The organism is Eubacterium sp. 14-2, assembly GCF_000403845.2.
Taxonomy (GTDB): domain Bacteria; phylum Bacillota; class Clostridia; order Lachnospirales; family Lachnospiraceae; genus Petralouisia.
This window is the reverse complement of record NZ_KE159567.1, coordinates 1,741,363-1,759,810: the sequence shown is the minus strand read 5'-3', so window position 1 is coordinate 1,759,810 and position 18,448 is coordinate 1,741,363. Positions and strand designations below refer to the sequence as shown.

17 protein-coding genes and 1 pseudogene are annotated in these 18,448 nt (G+C 46.0%); 7 read left to right on the top strand and 11 right to left on the bottom strand.

The features are described from left to right. Positions 1 to 19 precede the first annotated feature (19 nt). From C805_RS15180 to C805_RS15165, 6 genes are all read right to left on the bottom strand, one after another. Complete coding sequence (locus C805_RS15180) at positions 20 to 346, bottom strand: Nif11-like leader peptide family RiPP precursor (RefSeq protein ID WP_016214776.1); 327 nt, start codon at positions 344 to 346, stop codon at positions 20 to 22. A gap of 143 nt (positions 347 to 489) precedes the next feature. After that, positions 490 to 1,623, bottom strand: a complete 1,134-nt coding sequence (locus C805_RS27105) for an ATP-binding cassette domain-containing protein (RefSeq protein ID WP_016214775.1) — start codon at positions 1,621 to 1,623, stop codon at positions 490 to 492. Further along, complete coding sequence (locus tag C805_RS27100; protein ID WP_016214774.1) at positions 1,608 to 2,690, bottom strand: ABC transporter transmembrane domain-containing protein; 1,083 nt, start codon at positions 2,688 to 2,690, stop codon at positions 1,608 to 1,610. Before C805_RS27100 ends, C805_RS27105 begins: the two co-directional genes overlap by 16 nt. 19 nt (positions 2,691 to 2,709) lie before the next feature. Further along, a complete protein-coding gene (locus tag C805_RS15170) occupies positions 2,710 to 4,143 on the bottom strand; it encodes an ATP-binding cassette domain-containing protein (protein WP_371197649.1) in 1,434 nt (477 codons plus the stop codon). Positions 4,144 to 4,206: 63 nt separating this feature from the next. Continuing rightward, positions 4,207 to 4,890, bottom strand: coding sequence for a cysteine peptidase family C39 domain-containing protein (locus C805_RS27545; protein ID WP_016214772.1), 684 nt, complete (start codon positions 4,888 to 4,890; stop codon positions 4,207 to 4,209). Positions 4,891 to 4,905: 15 nt separating this feature from the next. Beyond that, positions 4,906 to 5,388, bottom strand: a complete 483-nt coding sequence (locus C805_RS15165) for a hypothetical protein (RefSeq protein WP_016214771.1) — start codon at positions 5,386 to 5,388, stop codon at positions 4,906 to 4,908. Between the two features lie 213 nt (positions 5,389 to 5,601). On the opposite strand from C805_RS15165, the pseudogene C805_RS0105525 reads away from it, so the two are divergent. From C805_RS0105525 to C805_RS15150, 5 genes and pseudogenes are all read left to right on the top strand, one after another. Next, a pseudogene (locus C805_RS0105525) lies at positions 5,602 to 6,096 on the top strand (manganese catalase family protein); the annotation flags it as partial. Then, a complete protein-coding gene (locus C805_RS27540) occupies positions 5,994 to 6,260 on the top strand; it encodes an MATE family efflux transporter (RefSeq protein WP_371197648.1) in 267 nt (88 codons plus the stop codon). The pseudogene C805_RS0105525 and the gene C805_RS27540, both read left to right, overlap by 103 nt. 374 nt (positions 6,261 to 6,634) lie before the next feature. Further along, positions 6,635 to 8,143: a recombinase family protein gene (locus tag C805_RS15155; protein ID WP_016214769.1), complete on the top strand. Its 1,509-nt coding sequence runs from the start codon at positions 6,635 to 6,637 to the stop codon at positions 8,141 to 8,143. Between the two features lie 123 nt (positions 8,144 to 8,266). Further along, positions 8,267 to 8,437, top strand: coding sequence for a hypothetical protein (locus C805_RS26720; RefSeq protein WP_016214768.1), 171 nt, complete (start codon positions 8,267 to 8,269; stop codon positions 8,435 to 8,437). Further along, positions 8,437 to 8,778, top strand: a complete 342-nt coding sequence (locus C805_RS15150) for a type II toxin-antitoxin system RelE/ParE family toxin (RefSeq protein WP_016214767.1) — start codon at positions 8,437 to 8,439, stop codon at positions 8,776 to 8,778. Before C805_RS26720 ends, C805_RS15150 begins: the two co-directional genes overlap by 1 nt. Positions 8,779 to 9,129: 351 nt before the next feature. Here C805_RS15150 and C805_RS0105510 read toward each other — a convergent pair whose 3' ends face one another. The 4 genes from C805_RS0105510 to C805_RS25275 all read right to left on the bottom strand — a co-directional run bounded on the left by C805_RS0105510 (position 9,130) and on the right by C805_RS25275 (position 15,950). Further along, on the bottom strand, positions 9,130 to 10,317 hold the full coding sequence (locus C805_RS0105510) for a hypothetical protein (RefSeq protein ID WP_016214766.1): 1,188 nt from the start codon (positions 10,315 to 10,317) through the stop codon (positions 9,130 to 9,132). A 2-nt stretch (positions 10,318 to 10,319) separates the two neighbouring features. Beyond that, a complete protein-coding gene (locus tag C805_RS15145) occupies positions 10,320 to 11,066 on the bottom strand; it encodes a hypothetical protein (RefSeq protein WP_016214765.1) in 747 nt (248 codons plus the stop codon). Positions 11,067 to 11,155: 89 nt separating this feature from the next. Then, a complete protein-coding gene (locus tag C805_RS15140; protein WP_016214764.1) occupies positions 11,156 to 12,394 on the bottom strand; it encodes a DUF5716 family protein in 1,239 nt (412 codons plus the stop codon). Positions 12,395 to 12,410: 16 nt separating this feature from the next. Further along, positions 12,411 to 15,950 carry a DUF5717 family protein gene (locus C805_RS25275; RefSeq protein WP_016214763.1) on the bottom strand — a complete coding sequence of 1,180 codons (3,540 nt, stop codon included), beginning with the start codon at positions 15,948 to 15,950 and terminating at the stop codon, positions 12,411 to 12,413. Between the two features lie 107 nt (positions 15,951 to 16,057). On the opposite strand from C805_RS25275, the gene C805_RS15135 reads away from it, so the two are divergent. Both C805_RS15135 and C805_RS15130 read left to right on the top strand, forming a co-directional pair. After that, positions 16,058 to 17,146: a pyridoxal phosphate-dependent aminotransferase gene (locus C805_RS15135; protein WP_016214762.1), complete on the top strand. Its 1,089-nt coding sequence runs from the start codon at positions 16,058 to 16,060 to the stop codon at positions 17,144 to 17,146. Between the two features lie 201 nt (positions 17,147 to 17,347). Continuing rightward, positions 17,348 to 18,169 (top strand): Rpn family recombination-promoting nuclease/putative transposase, encoded by an 822-nt coding sequence (locus C805_RS15130; RefSeq protein ID WP_016214761.1) that lies wholly within the window; start codon positions 17,348 to 17,350, stop codon positions 18,167 to 18,169. A gap of 132 nt (positions 18,170 to 18,301) precedes the next feature. On the opposite strand, the gene C805_RS26405 is transcribed toward C805_RS15130, so the two are convergent. Next, positions 18,302 to 18,442 carry a hypothetical protein gene (locus C805_RS26405; protein WP_022751159.1) on the bottom strand — a complete coding sequence of 47 codons (141 nt, stop codon included), beginning with the start codon at positions 18,440 to 18,442 and terminating at the stop codon, positions 18,302 to 18,304. Positions 18,443 to 18,448: the final 6 nt, after the last annotated feature.

Sequence of the window (18,448 nt, the reverse complement as noted above, 5' to 3'; positions counted from 1 at the left end):
CAAAATACGGATATTATCCTTAGTACTCCCACTGACCGCAGTATGGGCAAGTCAAATTTGGAGGATAAGTGTGTGATTCGACGGCGTTAAGGTCACCTCCGCAGAATTTACAACGATTGGGACGGCATCCGCCTCCTGCTACATTATCAAGCTCATCATCCGATAACTCGCCCGTCTTGTGAATCTTTCCAAAATAAAACTCTGCCTCCTTCTCGTCCACCGGATAACCATTTTCCTTTGCGAGAGCCATAAGCTCTTCGACAGAGTTTACCTGTTTTGCCTTTGCAATAAGTTCTTCGTCAATTTTTGTCTGTGTTGCCTTTGCAATAAGGTCTTTTTTTTCCATAGTGCCTTCCTCCTGAGATTAAGTTACCTTTACATTTTGTTACAGATTACAGTATAAAAACTGATAATCACAGACGTAATTCGCGCCTCTGTTCTTTTATACGAATCAAAACCGCCGAGAGCCAATAAATTTCCAAAAAATTTTCATGCCTTCAATTCTGCGGTATCGTCAACCCTTTGCCTGGCCACCAGTTCTGCGAAAAAACCTCCCCTTTGTATCAACTGGTCATATGTCCCGTCTTCGATAATCTTTCCCTGATCAAGCACCAGGATCCTGTCGCACTGTTTAATGGTAGAGAGCCTGTGCGCGATAACAATCCTCGTGCATTTCAGACTGTCCAGCGATTCCGAAACCGTTTTCTGCGTAAGATTATCAAGGGCTGAAGTCGCCTCGTCAAACATCAGTACTTTTGGTTTCGGCGCGATGGCACGGGCAATCATCAGCCGCTGCCGCTGCCCGCCCGAAATTCCGCCGCTGCCCTCGGAAATCATTGTGTGCATCCCCATCGGCATACGGCGAATATCCTCTGCAATGCCTGACAATTCGGCGGCATGCCAGGCATCATCCATAGTAAGCCACGGTGCAGATATGATAATATTCGAGAAAATATCTCCCGTAAACAACTTGCCATTTTGCATTACCACGCCGATCTTGCGCCTGAAAGACTTTAAGTCCACCGCCGCAATATCCTTGCCATCTACATAAACAGCACCCTTCTGCGGCGATTCAAAGCCCAGCATAAGCCGCAAAAGCGTAGACTTCCCGCACCCGGTTGCACCCACGATTGCCACATACTGCCCCGGACGGATTTTCAGCGAAAGATCGTCAATCACAAGGGGCATATTTTCGTTGTAACGGAAGGACACGTTATTCAGCTCAATGCTGCCCGAAAGCCGCGTAATCATCTGCTTTCCCTCGGAAATTTCGGGAACTGCCTTCAAAATCGGCTCTACCATATCCATAATTGGCTTAATCTGCGCCACAGTCAACGCAATTCCCGCAAGCGAGATAAATGCCCCGGAAACCATTCCGTAAGCAGTATTGAATGCATAGTAGTCCGCTACGGACACTCCTGACGATACTGCAATCCAATACATCATAAGCGTTCCTGCAAGGGAGATAGCGCTTGAAATAACGCTGTTTATTTTCAGAAACATCGGAGGGTTATAGGCAAGCCGCGCTTCTTCGGCATAAAGGTTTCCCCACCGTGCGAACGCACGCATTTCCGCTCCCGAAAGTTTAATCTTCTGCACGCCCGATATCAGCCCATAGGACATTCCGCTCTCTTTTGAGGACAGCTCCATCTTTTTTTGCTGACTTTCATCTGTACCAATGCCGATACCCCTGTAAACGCCACTGTAGCAAGCGTAATGATAAGGGACGGTATCACCAGCGCGGGCGCGTACACAAAGATCTGCGATATGTATACAAGTGAAAATACAGACGTAAGCCCGGTCGTCAGCGCTACAGACACCAGCATCTCGCACAGCGAATTGCTGCATTGCGCCCGCGCAGATAATTCTCCTGAACTGTAATTCTTGAAAAACCCTGCGGGCAGCGACATTAAGCGGGACATGATTGCAGCCTGAACCGAAATACTCATTTTAGTGTTTATCCGCGCTGTAATCAGCGACTTTACGCCGTTTATCAGCAGGGAACTGAGTGTCACGCAAATCATAAACACCGTAATCGCAAGCAAAATCTGTGTGCTGCCGTCCTCGATAACACGTGAAAACAGCAGATTATTAAGTTTCGGCGATAACATTCCGATCAACGCCACCGCCAGCGCTGATGCGCCTGTCATCACAAAATCAGCGGGGGAAAGCGTTCCCAGAATATACCGCATCAAATCCGAAATTCCAAGTGCTTTCAGCGGCAGCGGCCTGTAAAAAGCTATCGCTTCTTCCTCGAAAAGCTCCTGGTTTTTGCCGTTTATTTTCACCTGTTTTCCTGTTTCCATATCCCTGTAACGATAACCTGAAAATCCCGTGGGGATAAGCGCCACAACCATACCATCGCTTTTACGGATTCCCAGCATTGCTCCGATTGCATCTTTGTACCAGCCTTTCGAGAGCGTTACCGTGCGGCGCATGATTCCATGGGGGCGAAGCAAGTATTCAAGCTGTTCATTTCTGTCCGTGATATTGTCGGGAATATCTTTCGTATTTATATGATAAAATCTTAATATCTCGTCAAAGGCGTTTTTCATCTGCTGCCGCTCGTCATTGAGCGCGGCTGAAACATGACTGCCCATCACTGCGCCGGCAATGTTGATAAAAGCATCTGCAAAAACGTCCTGATCGTTTTGTTTCCGCTGTTTTATCTGTTCGTCAAACCATCCCATTATCTTATTTTCACCACCTTTATTCGTTTGTTACAAGCTGTGTGTAGATGCCGCCTCTTTCGTACAGATCATCATGTGTTCCGCGCTCTGCAACCTCTCCATTGTCAAGCACGATGATTTCATCGCAGTCACGTATGGTTGATAACCTGTGGGCCACAACAATACAGGTAATTCCACGGTCTTTTATGGATCTTACAACCTCAAATTCCGTTTTTGCATCCAGCGCAGAAGTGGCCTCGTCAAGAATGATGATGGTCGGATCCTGGGCTAACACACGGGCAATCTCCATTCGCTGCCGCTGGCCGCCCGAAAAGTCCTTGCCACCCTCGGTGATTTTGTAACTGTAGCCGCCGTCACGCTGCATAATATCCTCATGGAGCTGCGCATCCCGGGCTGCCATGATTACCTCAAAATCCTCTATCGAATCATCCCACATTTTGATATTGTTTGCGATTGTATCCTCAAACAAAATGATATCCTGATCCACCACCGCCAACGATCCGGTAAAAACACTTCTGTCAATTTTTTCTATGGGCTTTCCATCAAATAAGATTTCGCCTTCCCAGGGCTGGTAAAGTCCCGAAATCAACTTTGACAGCGTGGATTTTCCGCAGCCTGATGTGCCCACAAAGGCCACGCGGCTGCCAGTTTTGAGCGTTAAATTAAAGTCCCTGATCAGAGGCTTGGCAAGACGCGAATAGCCGAACGTGACGTTTTTAAGTTCCACGCTGCCCGATAATTTGCTGTACTCCGCATCCTCTAAAATCCCATCTCTGCTGCAATTCACATCCGTCGGGTATTCCATCACATCTTCAACGCGCTCCATCTGCGTGCGCATTTCCTGGAGCGTCTGTCCCGCCGAAATCAACGTCTGCGCAGGTTCGGTAAAAGAACCTAAAAAGCCCTGAAATGCCATGATCATGCCCACTGTAAATTTCCCATCTATTGTAAAATAAACTCCGAGTATCAGTACAGCGATATTAGCCAGTGACGCCACAAGCTCAGGAATCATGCCAAGATACTGATTCAGACGTTCAAAACGCACCTGTTGGGTATTCACGCTGGCCTGATAGCCCGCCCACTTCTCAAAAAATCCATTCTCTGCTCCGCTGGCCTTGATGGTTTCCACCATTTCAATCCCCGCCACGGTAGCTCCTGCGAGTTTTCCCGCATCACGCATCTGTACTCGGGTAATGTTCATGCGCTTATTGGATATAATCTTTGAGACCACAAGATTGATTACGACAGAGGCCACCCCCACCAGCGTCAGAATCGGGTTGTAGCGGAGCATTACAGCAAAATAAAACACCAGCATAACCGTGTTTAACGCCAACGGCGCGAAAGTCTCTGCCAATGACCGGGCAACCGAAGCATTCATTCCCTGCCTCTGCTGAATATCCCCCGCCATACGCTGGGAGAAAAATTCCATCGGCATCCGAAGAACCTTCCACATATAATCGGTGCTTCCCACCGCCGAAAGCTGACCGTTTATTTTCAGCGAATACACAGCTTTGATCTATTCCACAATAAGCTGTATCACGCTTATTCCTCCAAGTGCAAAAATAAACGGCAAAAACCATTCCGGGTTTTCACCGGTAAGCAGCCTATCCAGGAAAACCCGTGAGAATGCCGGGGTGATAATCCCCAACAGAGCGGTAATCAGCGTTGTCAGCGCCACAAATACCATTGCTGTTTTGGCCTCTTTCAGCCGTTTTTTCGCAAACTTCAGTATGCTTTTGGGGGCTCCGCCCGGCTCAAAGCTCTCTGAAGGCTCGAACATCAGGTAAATCCCCGTAAAAGACTTGTCAAATAGTTCCATGGGCACGGAATAACTCCCTTTTGCAGGGTCGTTCAGATATGCCTTGCTGCCCTTGAAGCCGTCCAGCACTACAAAATGATTGAAATTCCAATGAATGATACAGGGAAATTTTCCATTCTCTTTTAAACCCTCCGGCTCATAGCGATAGCCCTTTGCGACCAACCCATAGCTGCGTGCTGCTTTCAGGATATTTTTTGCGTTGGAACCGTCGCGCGATACGCCGCAGTCGGCGCGTACCTGCTCAAGAGGTATCCATTTCCCGTAATATGCAAGGATCATCGTGAGAGAAGCCGCGCCGCACTCCAGCGCTTCCATTTGCATTACCACAGGAACTTTCACCTTGCCGTTTCTGACAGGCTGCTTTATCTTTGTCGTACCCATCTTCAGACTCTCCTCTCAATTCAGTATAAACGACATCGGCGATACGCTTTCTGTCACGATTTCAGTCTTGTATGTACCGTCTGGAATATCCACATCTGCAATTATCTCATACATCCACGCACCCTCAGAAAAACCTCCGAGATGCATCAAATAAGGATCCATATCCGCGTCTACGGCGATGGGACTTTCGGCAATTTCAGAAACAGCGAAATCATTCCCATTTACCTTTACCAGCATTCCCGTTTTAATCTTAGCGGCTTCTTCCTCTGTAACATAACAGATAAAAATGCCGTTTTCACTCGTCCCCGCAGAAAGGATCTTACTTTCAAGACGCCCAAAAATCCCCCAGACGCATACCCCCGCCAGCAAAACAATCACCGCCGCCAGCATCATCCATACGCTCGGATTGGATACGCGGATATAATCGTTTAGCTGTTCAGGAGAAGAAACACGTTCAATACTTGATTTCCGAAAAATTTGTTTTTCATTGTACTTCATGTAAACCTCCAGCTTTTTATATTTTGGTATGATTGTATGCTTTTCTATAATATATCCGATTTTTCCCAAAAAGGCGACTTCGTAAAGCACACATGATTGAAATTGATGATGGTGTGATTTCTTACATAGCTTACAAAGCTATATATAGATAAGCTGAAGGTACCAGGCTTGTCCGCATAAGACTTAACCTGGAACATTTCTGAGCACAATGCAGGTACCGAAGAACTGGCCCACATGGAAATGATCTGCACCATTGTTTATCAGCTGACCAAAGACCTGACCCCGGAAGAAATCAAGGCTTCCGGCTTTGACAAATATTATGTGGATCACACGCTGGCACTGTGGCCTCAGGCCGCAGGAGGAATTCCTTTCAATGCCTGTGAATTCCAGTCCAAAGGGGATCCCATTACTGATCTGACCGAGAACCTGGCTGCAGAACAGAAAGCCCGCAGCACTTACGACAACATTCTGCGTCTGGTAAAAGACCAGGAAGTGGCAGATCCCATCCGGTTCCTGCGCGCCCGCGAAATTGTCCATTTCCAGAGATTCGGTGAAGCAAACCGGGAAGATTACAGTTTGCTGTCATTGTCAGTACGGTCTTCTGTATCATTGGCATTGTATTTAGAAAACCGATTTTACACGCAATGGGCGCAGATGAAATGCTGTATTCTCTTTGTGAAGCCTATGCCGTACCCATTTTTCTTCTGATACCGTTTGCAATGCTCAGTATTATTTTTGAGATTTTCCTTGTTGCAGCGGGAAAACCCGGTCCTGGCTTTGGGCTTTCCCTTACAGGCGGCATAACGAACATTATTTTGGATTATGTGCTGATTAAGGTAATCCCCTGCGGGGTGGCGGGCGCAGCCTACTGACTCTCGCGGCAGTCGCCAAATGTACGTGCAAGCACGTCCGCCTGGCTCGTTGCCCGCGGAATTTACGCTATTCCCGTATAGTGTACTTGCCACTTCTCATAAAATTCAGGGAAACCGTCAAAGGAGAAAGTTTAATATAAAAACTAATAACTCTTCTACACCCGATACCCAGATACGCAAAGATAAAATGAGGCTGACCGTTACCAACATCTACCCCGCCTTTCAGAAAAAATCAGAGCAGGAAACCCGACAGGAAATCGGGGCACGGCTCTATCAGATTTTTAAAAAATATGCGTAAGTCCTTTGCAAAACAATCATGGAAACGATATGATCGTTTTGTGGATATACTTCTTACGTTTTAGGAGGTAGATAAAATGTACGACGCATTATATGCAAGACAGTCAATCGAAAAAAAGGACAGCATATCCGTGGAAAGCCAGCTTGAGTATTGCAGATACGAAACCCACGGAGAAGCCTGCATTGAATATACGGACAAAGGTTTTTCGGGCAAGGACACCAACCGTCCCGGCTTTGAAAAAATGATGAATGATATTCGCGCAGGAAAAATCAAACGGGTTATTGTCTACAAACTCGACCGTATCAGCCGTTCCATTTTGGATTTTGCAAACATGATGGAGATATTTCAGAAATATCATGTGGAGTTTGTTTCTTCCACGGAAAAGTTTGACACGTCCACACCAATCGGCAGGGCGATGTTAAATATCTGTATTGTGTTCGCCCAACTGGAACGGGAAACGATACAGAAACGTGTAACGGACGCTTACTATGCACGGTGCAGGCGCGGCCTTTATATGGGCGGGCGTATTCCCTATGGCTACCGTCTGACAGGCACGGTCGTTGACAATGTGCGCACTTCCATGTATGAGGAAGTCCCGGAGGAAAGCGAACAGCTAAAGCTGATTTACTCCATGTATGCGGACACGGACAATTCACTTGGGGATATTGTGCGGTACCTGAATGAACATCAGATTAAAAACCTGCGCGGCACAAACTGGAATACCGCCCGTATCAGTGAAATGCTCCGTAATCCCGTGTATGTGCAAGCCGATATTGACGTGTATCAGTTTTTCCAGAGTCAAGGCGCAAACATCTATAATCCGGCAAGTGATTTTACGAGTTATAATGCCTGCTATCTCTATAAGGGTACAGTTTCCACTTCAAGAAAACAGAGCGACTTATCCGACAAAGAGATTGTGCTTGCACCGCATAAGGGTTTTATTCCCTCTAAGACGTGGCTTGCCTGCCGCATACGGTGTCTGAACAACAGACAGTCAACAAAAACCTGTAAACCAAAAAATTCATGGCTTGCAGGCAAGGTAAAATGCGGCAAATGTGGTTATGCGCTGACAATCCGTAAGGCGAAAACAAAGTGGGGACGTTACTTTGTTTGCAGCCAGTCGGGAAGCCGCGGAAGCAACTGCACCGGGGCAGGCTGTACGATTTACGCGGACGTTTTGGAAGAATATATGCTTGGTGCAATCAGGGAAAGACTGTCAGAATTTCAAAAACTCTCCTGCCTGTCTGACGCAGGAGAAGAACAATCACACATGACGAAAAAAATCCGTCTGACACAGATTGAGGAAGAAATCGAAGAACTTCTCTCCAAAGTATCCGGGGCAAGCGGCGTTCTGATGAAGTACATAGACGAAAAAGTATCAGAACTGGACGCAGAGCGGAAAGCCTTGCAGGAAGAAATCGTTACGGCTAATGTCACAGATACAGAGGGCAGATTGAAGCAGATAACCAATCATGTGAAAGCATGGGAAACGCTTTCTTTCGAGGACAGACAGGCGGTAGTCGATACGCTTATCAAAGTCATTCGGATTGCAGACGGAAACATTGAAATTACCTGGAACATTTAACAATTAATCACAAAAGTCTAAGACACACAGTTTTGAGGAAAATTTAATAAAAATCTGTTGATAAGCCAATACTATATACCGTATAATGTATAATAAAGAAAACAACCGAAAGGAAGTGATACTATGGCACCTGCAGCACAGGCAATCAGAAATCAGGAAATCCTTAAAACTGAATATTCCGAAAAAGCAGCCATAGGCGCATTATATGACGAACTCTCCAAGGGAATAGACAGCATGAAAAAAGGCGATGTCTATACGATTGATGAAGCATGGGAGGAAATTGACAAAATATAATGCCGGATATACCTAAAAAATACAAAATTGTGATTTCCAAAGATGCTCTCCTGGATATTAAGTCAACAAAAAAGTATATTCTTGACACCTTCAAATATCGGGAATATGCGGAAAATTTTTCAAAGAAGATAAAGAAGGCAATCAAAGAACTGGATTCCTTCCCCAAAGGCTATGAAGCTACGGGATATGTGATCGAAGGATTAAGCGTTTATTTCAAGCCTTACAGTACATATTTAATTTTCTTTGTTGTGGAGGATTCCACCATTACGGTAATCCGGGTCTTAAAAGACCGCATGTATTGGCAATCTATTATCAAGAAAATGCAAAAAATCAACAGATAATTTTACTTCAATCCTCCCGTTTCGGTGAAGGACTGCGCATTGTACAGGATAACCTGGATTCCAAAAACTTTTATGCGGCAAATCCGGCATTTGACTGCAGATAGCCGTATATTACCTGCTGCATGACCTGCTGCTCACAAAAGCAAACACTTTCTCACAAAACAGAGAGGCCTGCGCTACGCACAGCCTCTCTGTTTTATCTGTTTCTATTAATTTTTCCGGTTCCACAACCGGGCCAGAATATCTTTCAGCACCAGAAACGCATTTTCATCGCTGTACCCATACTCTGCTTTTAAAGCATTTCACATCTCCTGCAATACCGCATAGCAGTTCCTGACCAGTTCCACATGTTCAGCCAATGCCGCATATTTCATCCAGAGAATCCAGAATTTCCTTAATTTCCCGGCTGCCTCCCGGACGCCCTTTAACCAGACTTTCAATTTCTTTCCGGACATTGCGCATGTCTGCCACCTGATGTTCAATTCCGCCCCGCAGTTTCTGGCGTCGTACCAGAAGCTCATGTTTTACTTCCACCATTTCTTTCGGCTCCAACAGGGCTCTGGCCTGGTGAATCCAGATTTTGGCGTCATACAGTTTATATCGTTTCAGCTGGCGGATGAGCTTATCATTGAAATACTCCAGATCATCATTGGTGCGCTGGTATTTTTCCCGCTCTTTTACCGCCTCCAGATACTGATCCCAGAGATAACCCAGCTCATAAGCGTTTTTCACATGGTACTTCTCGCAGGCATAATCCACCGCATTGGTAACATTCACATATTTGAACTTCACTTTATTCATCAGTACAATGGCCCGGTTGATATTTGCCTGGGATTTCTTTTTTTCCATTCCGTCGTTCTGAAGCCGCCAGACCATAAGGCCCCCCACCGCTCCCGCAATCAGGGCTGCTGCAAAAAACGGCATGATAATGTCAAATTTCATAACGGTTCCCAGTATTACAATAACTGTTGCGGCCACTACAAACAGTCCCAGCAGCCCAAACAGCAGCCTGCGCAGAACCTTTTCCTCCTGCTCCAGAGATTCCTGGTAATAACGCCATTCCTCCCGTTCGCCTTCCAGATACTGCATATCCCGCTTCACTACAGTCTGATAAGACTCATTCTCCTGAAGGCGCCGGATAATTTCCGGCATTTCTGCTTCCAGCTGTTCCATCTGGGCAAACTGGCTGTCAGAAATAGTTTTGGCCTTATTCAGATATGCGTCTCTGGCCTCGTTCAGGTTCACAACATTCTGTGCTGTCTCCTGAATCTTTGCAAATTCCGGCTCCGGAAGATTCTCAATCATCTGAATATCTGTAAGATAATCGGTGACAATTTTATATTCCCGCTTGGTTTCCTCCAGGTTTTTTGCCGCGTCCTTAATCTGCTCACAGTAATCTGTGGCAATATTTTTCTTCGGCCCTTTTTGCTCTTTTGTCTTCTTTTGCGCTTCCTGTCTCCCTCTGGCAGGAATCTCCCCCTCAAATTCCAGTATTTCCTCTACATATTTTGGTTTTTTCTTTTTTCTGAATAATCCCATTTTTACTCACTTTTCCTGTATTCTAATCTAAAATTCTGCAGCAGGCGCTCTAACTGCTTCTCATACCCGGCCCGGTTTCCCGCCTGTTTCAGTTCCCTTAACTGCTGTCTGGCCTCTGCCAGGCTGTCCGCCTCACCGGTTATTGCTTTCCCATCCCTGCAGGCCAGCGCCAGAAGATAAGCCTCCCTGCTCTCTTCTCTTTTGCTTATTCCATAAGCAGTTTCATAACATTCTGCTGCCGGTGCAAACAACATCTGACGCACATATGCAGTACCCATATTGTGCCATATAAGCCCCGGCACCGGATCATCATCTGAATCTGCCTGTTCCAGGATTCTGCGGTACTCTGAAATGGCGTCCCGGTACTTTTCTGCCCTCAGCAGGCGGTCTCCCCGGAGTTTTGCCCGCTCCAGAGGCGTTTTCTGTTCCATACGCTCCGCTGTTTTAAGAACCTGTTTCAATTCTTCTGAACTGTAAAATCCTCCGGCCTTTAAAATCTGTTCCATACACCAGCAGCCGCTTCGTTCCTGCTCAATGCCCTGTCTGAGCTGGCGGGAAAGCTCTGTCTGCCCCACATCCTGCGCCAGCCAGAAGCAAAGCCTTTCATTAAAGAAGCTCTCTTCCAGCACTCCGGTATTCTGATACAGATAATAACACAATTCTTCAAAAGAGTACAGGTTCACCTTTTCTTCTTCCAGATAAAACGGATGTTCTGCCGTCACTTCCTCACATAACCATACTCGGCCCATAACGTTCCCTTTCCTGCTGTTTCACTGTTCTGCTGATTTGACGCCGCACCCTGGCACCTGTATGGGCGCTTCCGGGCACATATCCCCCATTATCCTATCTCATATTCCCATTCCCTGCCGCTTCCGGGCAAAAGTTCTCCCCATCCCATATCCCTTATATTCAAAAGGAGCTTTCCTTCCTCACCGGAAAAAAGAGACAGAGACAGACGAAACCGCTCCATATCTGATGAGGCAAGTTCCGGCAGTTCCAGACTCTCAATTTTTGCTTCCCGGCTTCCGGGTTTCTGCATCCATAAATCCAGAGTTCCTTCCCCCTCCAGAAGTATCCGCAGTTTCTTTTCAATCTGATGACGGTTGCAGCCTGCCTCCAACAAAGGATAAAATCCTGTGTCATCTCCGCTGGTCACTTTCAGAAATACATGTTCCTGTACTTTGTATTCACAGAAATAAACGGTGTCTGCCTCTTCCTGATGTACCTCCAGCATCCCGGCATAACAGGCTCCTTTGGTATAGAGGTTTTTCCCCTGAAAAGCCCGTTTGCCCCGGCAGATAACCTGCAGGGATTCTTTCATCCAGTTTCCTTCAAATCCGCTTCCAATCAGATAGACCGAAGATACAATTCTGCCGGACATGGCATTCTGCACCATATGGGCAAAGGTAATATCCCATTCCCGCACGTCTTCCGGCAGTCTGCCCAGACATACTTCTTCCACTTCCGCAATTTTAGGCCTGGTCTTTTTACCTAAAACCAGATGTTTCATCCAGATTTCCTCTCCGCTGCAGGAAAACAGCACCACATCATACTGCCACAACTCCGGTTCCTGGCAGACTGCATAGGCATAAAAACTTTCCCGCTGGTCCTGAATAACCAGCTGCCGGCTGGAGAGCCCCAGTGATTTTCCCATGTGGCGCAGCAGCGTTACCAGTTCGTCGGTTACCTCTTTTACCGAAAAGACACATCTGGTTACAGCCTCCACCCCCTTTGCAGGAAGTGCAATCCGAAGCACTTTTCTCAGAAACACCAGCAGCAAATCCTCCGCCCGATACTCCTTATCCAGAAGAATTGTTTCTTTTTTTAAAGCACGATTTAACAAATCATCCACATAAATACCCTCGCCGGTTTCCGCCATCCGGCTGGCTTCCTCACCAAAACACCATTTTCCGCTGATTTTACGCTTACAGATGGCTGTGGGAATCCGATACAGCTCCGTTCCCGCCAGGGTACTCCTGGTCTCCGGCTCCGTCAGGTTCCCATGGTAACAGCTTATCTGTGTCCATCTGCTTCCTGCGTCTATTCCTATGTACCATTCTCCTGCTGCCGGCTTCATCTCACGTACCTGCCTTTCATAAAATACCGAACTGTTCCCGTATCATTCCATCCAGTCGTCCATAAGTGTCCAGTCGCTCCAGAAGGGTTGCCTCGTCTTTTATCTGCCAGCTTACCATCATATCATTTAAAAGGTCATAACGGCTGCCCTCTGCATTCACGCAAAGCTCCTGTGTCTGCACCTGTCCGCTTTCCGTCACCATCCAGGTATCTTCTTTTTCTTCCTTTATATAGTAGGGAATCTTTTCCCCGTAAAACACCAGAAATTCCTTAACGAAAATTCCATCATACATTTCCTTCATCTGCAGTTCCGTATATTCTTCGCTTCCCACAGGAAGATAATAAAGCATCACCTTCCTGCCCGGAATGGTGCGATATTCCAGAAATACCCTGTCATGATACAGATATTTTCCGGCAAATTCCGTGGGGAGAGACTGGAAAAAAGCAAAACAGCGTTTCTGAGAAATGCACTCCTTCAGTATGTTTTCTGCACACTGCTTTTCTTCTAAAGACAGCTCCCGGCCAAACGCACACCATTTCAGAAATCCGATTCTGCACACCGGATTCAGTTCCTGCTTTTCCTGCAAAAGACAAAAAATCTTCTGAAAGACATAATCTGCCACCACTGCGTCTTTTGTGACATACTGGTGAGACATCCAGGAAAGATATGCAAGCACCACCGTTTCCCGGCCCAGGTTTTCCCCATAACTTTCAAATATTTTTTCCACACTCAGAGAAAAATCCTCTGTATAAAGGAACTGTACAATACAGCGCTCCTCCAGCCTGTAAGTGTCCAGTTCAAAGTCACAGGAAGCCTGCCAGAGCTGAATCATCTCATCCAAAGTCCCATGGAAAAACCTGCACATGTAATTCAAAATCCGCTCATTATATTTGCCCCGCAGAAAAACGCTCCGGCACAGTCCCAGCAAAAACTCATCTGCTTCGTCTTCCGATTCCAGATTCTCCATCAGATGGCAGATAACATGTACCAGTTTTGCAGCCGAAAGGTTATCGCAGCCATAAGACAGCAGAAGTTCATAGGCCCGCTGGTAATGGCGCCTGGCCACCAGCAATTCCATGATTTTCTCTCTGGCCAGCTTCTGCATTCCTTCAAAGGACAGAGACAGCAGAAATTCATCCAGTTCCGTACCGGTATAATTATAGTAATACCAGGAAATCATCTGAGGCCGCAGTTCTTCCCGGTACTCTTCACTGATTACTTCGGAATCTATCAGCATCTGAAGATATGGAAGGTCTTTTTTTTCATAAGTCTGCCATATTTTTTTCCCGTCAAAATATTTTAAAAGCCAGGGCAGCTTTTCCTCCGCACCGGAAATTCCCTTTTCCAGAAATTTCTCGCAGTTCAAAAGAGGAACTACTGTTAATTCCTCTTTCGGCAAAAAACGTACGCCCCTGGAATCCTCCAGCAGAATCTGGTATGAACTGCTGTACAGGTTCACATACCCGGTTCCATGATTCAGCGGAACCGTCAGTTCTTTTTTCAGGGGATGCTGACGCACCACCAGACGCAGTGCACCGTCATCTTTGCATTTGACTTTATGCACAAACAGAATTCTGGCCAGAGGTTCCACCAGTTCTTCCGTTATCAGTTCCGGGGTGAGAACCTCCTGGTAAATCACTGCCATATCCTGATCTATTCTTCCCGCACAAATCTGCTTTTTCACAAATTCTTCCATCATTTTCAGATAGTGCGGATAATTGTTTTTCCAGGACGTTTTATTCTCAATGATTGTCCGAAAAAGCATGGCCTGAGGATGATAAGCCAGATGGTTGTGGTACTGAAAATAGAGAACCGCAGATTTTGGTATTCTCTTTAACTGCTGTTTTCCTGCTGACAGGATCCATGCCTCATAAATTCCGGCAATACGCAGTTCCTCAATAATCCCCTGATGATACCATCTCCAGTAAGATTTCCCATAACAGTTCCATTTCATACAATAACTGCAGATGGCATGGAGCATATCCTTTTCCGGAAATACCCTGTAACATTCACAGAGAATCTGATACCAGACGGGATGATACTCCGGAATCTCCGGCGCAATCCTGCATACCTGTTCCGCCATTCCTCTGGTCAGGACTTCGTGTTTCACAGCCCAGCGCAGTACCTTCCGTTCAAATTCATCTGCCCGGTACATCAGAAAAGGCTCCCTTGCCAGAATCCGGTAAGCCTCCAGATAAAGCACAGGACTTTCCCCTCCCGCCTCAATCTGCTTCTCAATTACCTCCAGTTTTCTGCCCTTGCTGTAATTTAATTCTTCGTCCAGAAACAAAAGCATCCACAACAACAGGTTATTTTCCTGATTCCTGTGGTAAATTCTGCGGATTTTTCCTGTTAATTTATTCACATATACCGGCTCCGGTTCCCGCAGCGTGCACAGATACATATAGTAGGCATACAGCGGAGATTCCTTATCCACCTTATTCCTGGGAAATGCATCCAGCGCCCATTCTCCCTCCTGCCGCTGCCGGTTCACCAGAAATGCCTGCGCCTTCGTCAGCAGATACCAGAGATTGTCAGGCTCCAGCTCCATAAGTTCCTCTGTCTTCTTCACCGTCTGTTTCGCCCATTCTCCGGTTACGATTTTCTTTATCCCCATGTTAATATAAAGGCTGACCAGCTCCGACTGCTTTCTGCGGATTATCTGACGGGATGATTCCTGGTCTTTGGCTCCCTGGTCCACCACAAGTTCCACCTTCCTGGTCTGAAAAGGAGTCTGCAGAGTGATTCTTCCGAAATTCTTTCCTGCATGCAGGTATTCCGGTTCAATCATATATTCCACCAGTCCATGGTCTCCCACAAAATCTGCCGCAGTAATCATATTTTTCACCGGCAGCAGCCATGGGGCATCGCTTATCACCTCAATGGCAATGTAGCCCCATTCCTCCTTTTTCAGGGTAATATGCTCCCTTACTGTCTCATGGATACCGGAAAAATCCCGCCGGGCTTCCTCAATCCGAAATGTAACCCGGTTCTTTTTCCTGACAGCTATTAAAAATTCTTCCACCTGAGCCATGGTACATGGTTTACGTCTGAGCATCTGATAAATCAGCCGTTCTTCCGTCTCCTGAGGCTTAAAAACATGGATAAATTCCGGATGTCCGAAAACCTTCACGGCCTCTTCATAAGAATTTCCTGCCAGATTGGCAAATTCAAACAGGCTTTTTATTTTTCCCATGGAGCTGCCCGCATAATTACCGGAAACAGACACGGAAAAAGGAAGGTCATATTCCCCCTGATCACTGACAATATGAAAACTGCCCTTCTGAATATCCCCTTCTGTCAGACCTTCGCTGTGAAATTCAAATGTCTGCGTAATTTTTTCTCCCTGAAACTTTGGATTATGACACTCCATCCTTGGACTGGAGGAATAGATAATGCCGTTTACCGGCATCTCACTGGTGCTTTCCATGGTAAATTCACCTGTATAATTGGTTTCCTCCACCACTTCAAATTCCAGCTTTTCCACGGAAAACTTAAGGATGGAAGAATTGCTGCCGCAGTTCCCGGCTGCCAGTTCCTCTAATTTCTTCTGCAAATCGTCACCTGCTTTGTGGTTGCTTTTTTGTGAGTATTCGTTATAATATCAATTGTATTGATTATAAACCATTCAAACATTTGTGTAAATATTTTTGGAGGAAATTTATGTTACAGCATAAGGATCATTTTCACGGAAGTGATTTGGAAAAAATTGAACAGATTTACGGTATCCGCAGGGAAGAAATTACCAGTTTCAGCGCCAATGTGAATCCTCTGGGAATTTCACCTCTGCTGCGTGAAACTCTGGCCAGCCACATCGACGCCATCAGCACCTACCCGGATCGGGAATATCTCTCTCTGCGCAAATGCATCGGAGAATATCTGGATACCGATTACGAATCCATTATTATGGGAAATGGTTCCACCGAGCTGATTTCTCTGTTTATTCAGATTGAGCATCCCAAAAAGGCCCTGATTATCGGCCCCACTTATTCCGAATATGAGCGTGAAATTGCACTGGGCGGCGGCACCTGCCTCTATTATCCCCTGAAGGAAGAACTGGATTTCAAACTGGATGTGGAACATTTCACATCACAGCTCAACGAAAGCATTGATTTTCTGGTGATCTGTAATCCAAACAACCCCACTTCCGGGGCTGTTCCCCGCAAAATCATGCGTCAGATTCTGGATGTGTGCAAGCAGAATGATATTTTTGTGATGGTAGATGAGACCTATGTGGAATTTGCAGACAACTACGAAGAGATCACCTCTGTTCCCCTCACCGCGTTTTACAATAATATCGTCATTCTGCGGGGAACCTCCAAATTTTTTGCTGCCCCCGGCCTGCGGCTGGGCTATGCAGTTACCGGAAACCGTGACTTTATCAAAGCTGTCAATACCCGCAAAAACCCCTGGACCATCAATTCTCTGGCTGTCATTGCCGGGGAACTTATGTTTCGCGACAATGATTACATCCGGGAAACCAGAAGCCTGATTTCCACGGAACGGGCCCGGATTCACGGGATTTTTTCCGAAGATCCGCGATTCAGAACTTATCCTTCCAGCGGCAATTTCATGCTGGTGCGCCTTTTGTCGGACTCCATGACCTCCGGGGAACTGTTTGACCGGGCCATCCGGGAGAAAATGATGATTCGGGACTGCTCCACCTTCCCCTTTCTGGACAACCGGTATATCCGCTTCTGCTTTATGAGCCGTGAAATGAATGACAGGCTGGTGGAATGTCTGACAAGGTAACAACGGTTGGGTATCGGCTTTTTCCTCTCAGTTTTCTTTTGGTGCATGACAAATAAGCAACATGAGCTTTTATCCCTGCAGGTCATCCCATCTCCTTCGAGTTTTGTAAAAGCTGGATTGAGGAGTAATTGACTGTAAATTCATATTGCAACTGACAAAATAGCAGAATCATGCTATAATTTGAGAAAGAAAGGTATATTTATGCCAAACACAAACAGAACCATCCATCAATTAAACCTGGAGGACGATTTCCTTTTTGCTAAAGTAATGAGCGATAAGGAGATCTGCAGAAAAGTATTAGAAAAAATACTGGGCGTTTCCATACGGGAAGTTTCCGTACCTGCCACGCAGAAAACAATTGACATGCTCTATGACGGAAAAGGCATCCGGCTCGACGTATATCTGAATGACAACGAAGGCACTGTATATAATGTGGAAATGGAACGCGGAAAGCATAAAAAAGCCATTCTCCCCAAGAGATCGAGGTACTATCAGGGAAACATCGACCTTGACATCATTTCCACAGGGGAAGATTACAGGAAATTGAAAAAATCTTTTGTCATTTTCATCTGCACTTTTGATCCGTTCGGAGAACGTCGTCATTTATATACTTTTGAAAACAGGTGCGTGGAAAACCTCTCCCTTACGCTGGGAGATGAAACCACTAAGATTTTCCTGAATACCAAAGGTAACATGCACGATGTCGAGCCGGAAATGCAGGAATTCCTTTTCTATGTGGAAAACACAACGGATGACTTCGCATTGCAGGCAAGAAGCCCGCTCATAAAAGAGATCCATAAAAAGGTGATCGAAGTAAAAGAAAGCAAGGAAATGGAGGTTGAGTATATGACTTTATTACAAAGAGACCGGGAAAATATCGAATTAGGGCGCGAAGAAGGCAGCAACCAGATGGCTTCCTTAATCAAAATCCTTCTTTCTGAAAACCGCACGGATGAATTAAATCGTGCTTTAGAAGATCCTGATTTCAGGAACCATCTTTATGAGGAATATGACATTTTATAATAGCAGACATATTAACAGGGGAGGTATGCGCTTCCCCTGATTTTGCATATTGGAGATCAAATATATGACTTTATTACAAAGAGTTCGGGAAAATATTGAATCAGGGCGCAAAAGAAGGCAGTATTTCTGCCACTAAAATCCTCCTGCAAAATACGCCCTTGCAATCACATAGGATGGCTCAAAATATGCACTGCAGTTATAGTTATCTATCACATCACAGATTTCATGATTATAAACTCTGAAAATCCCTTCCACATAATCCTCATCCTGCATATATTA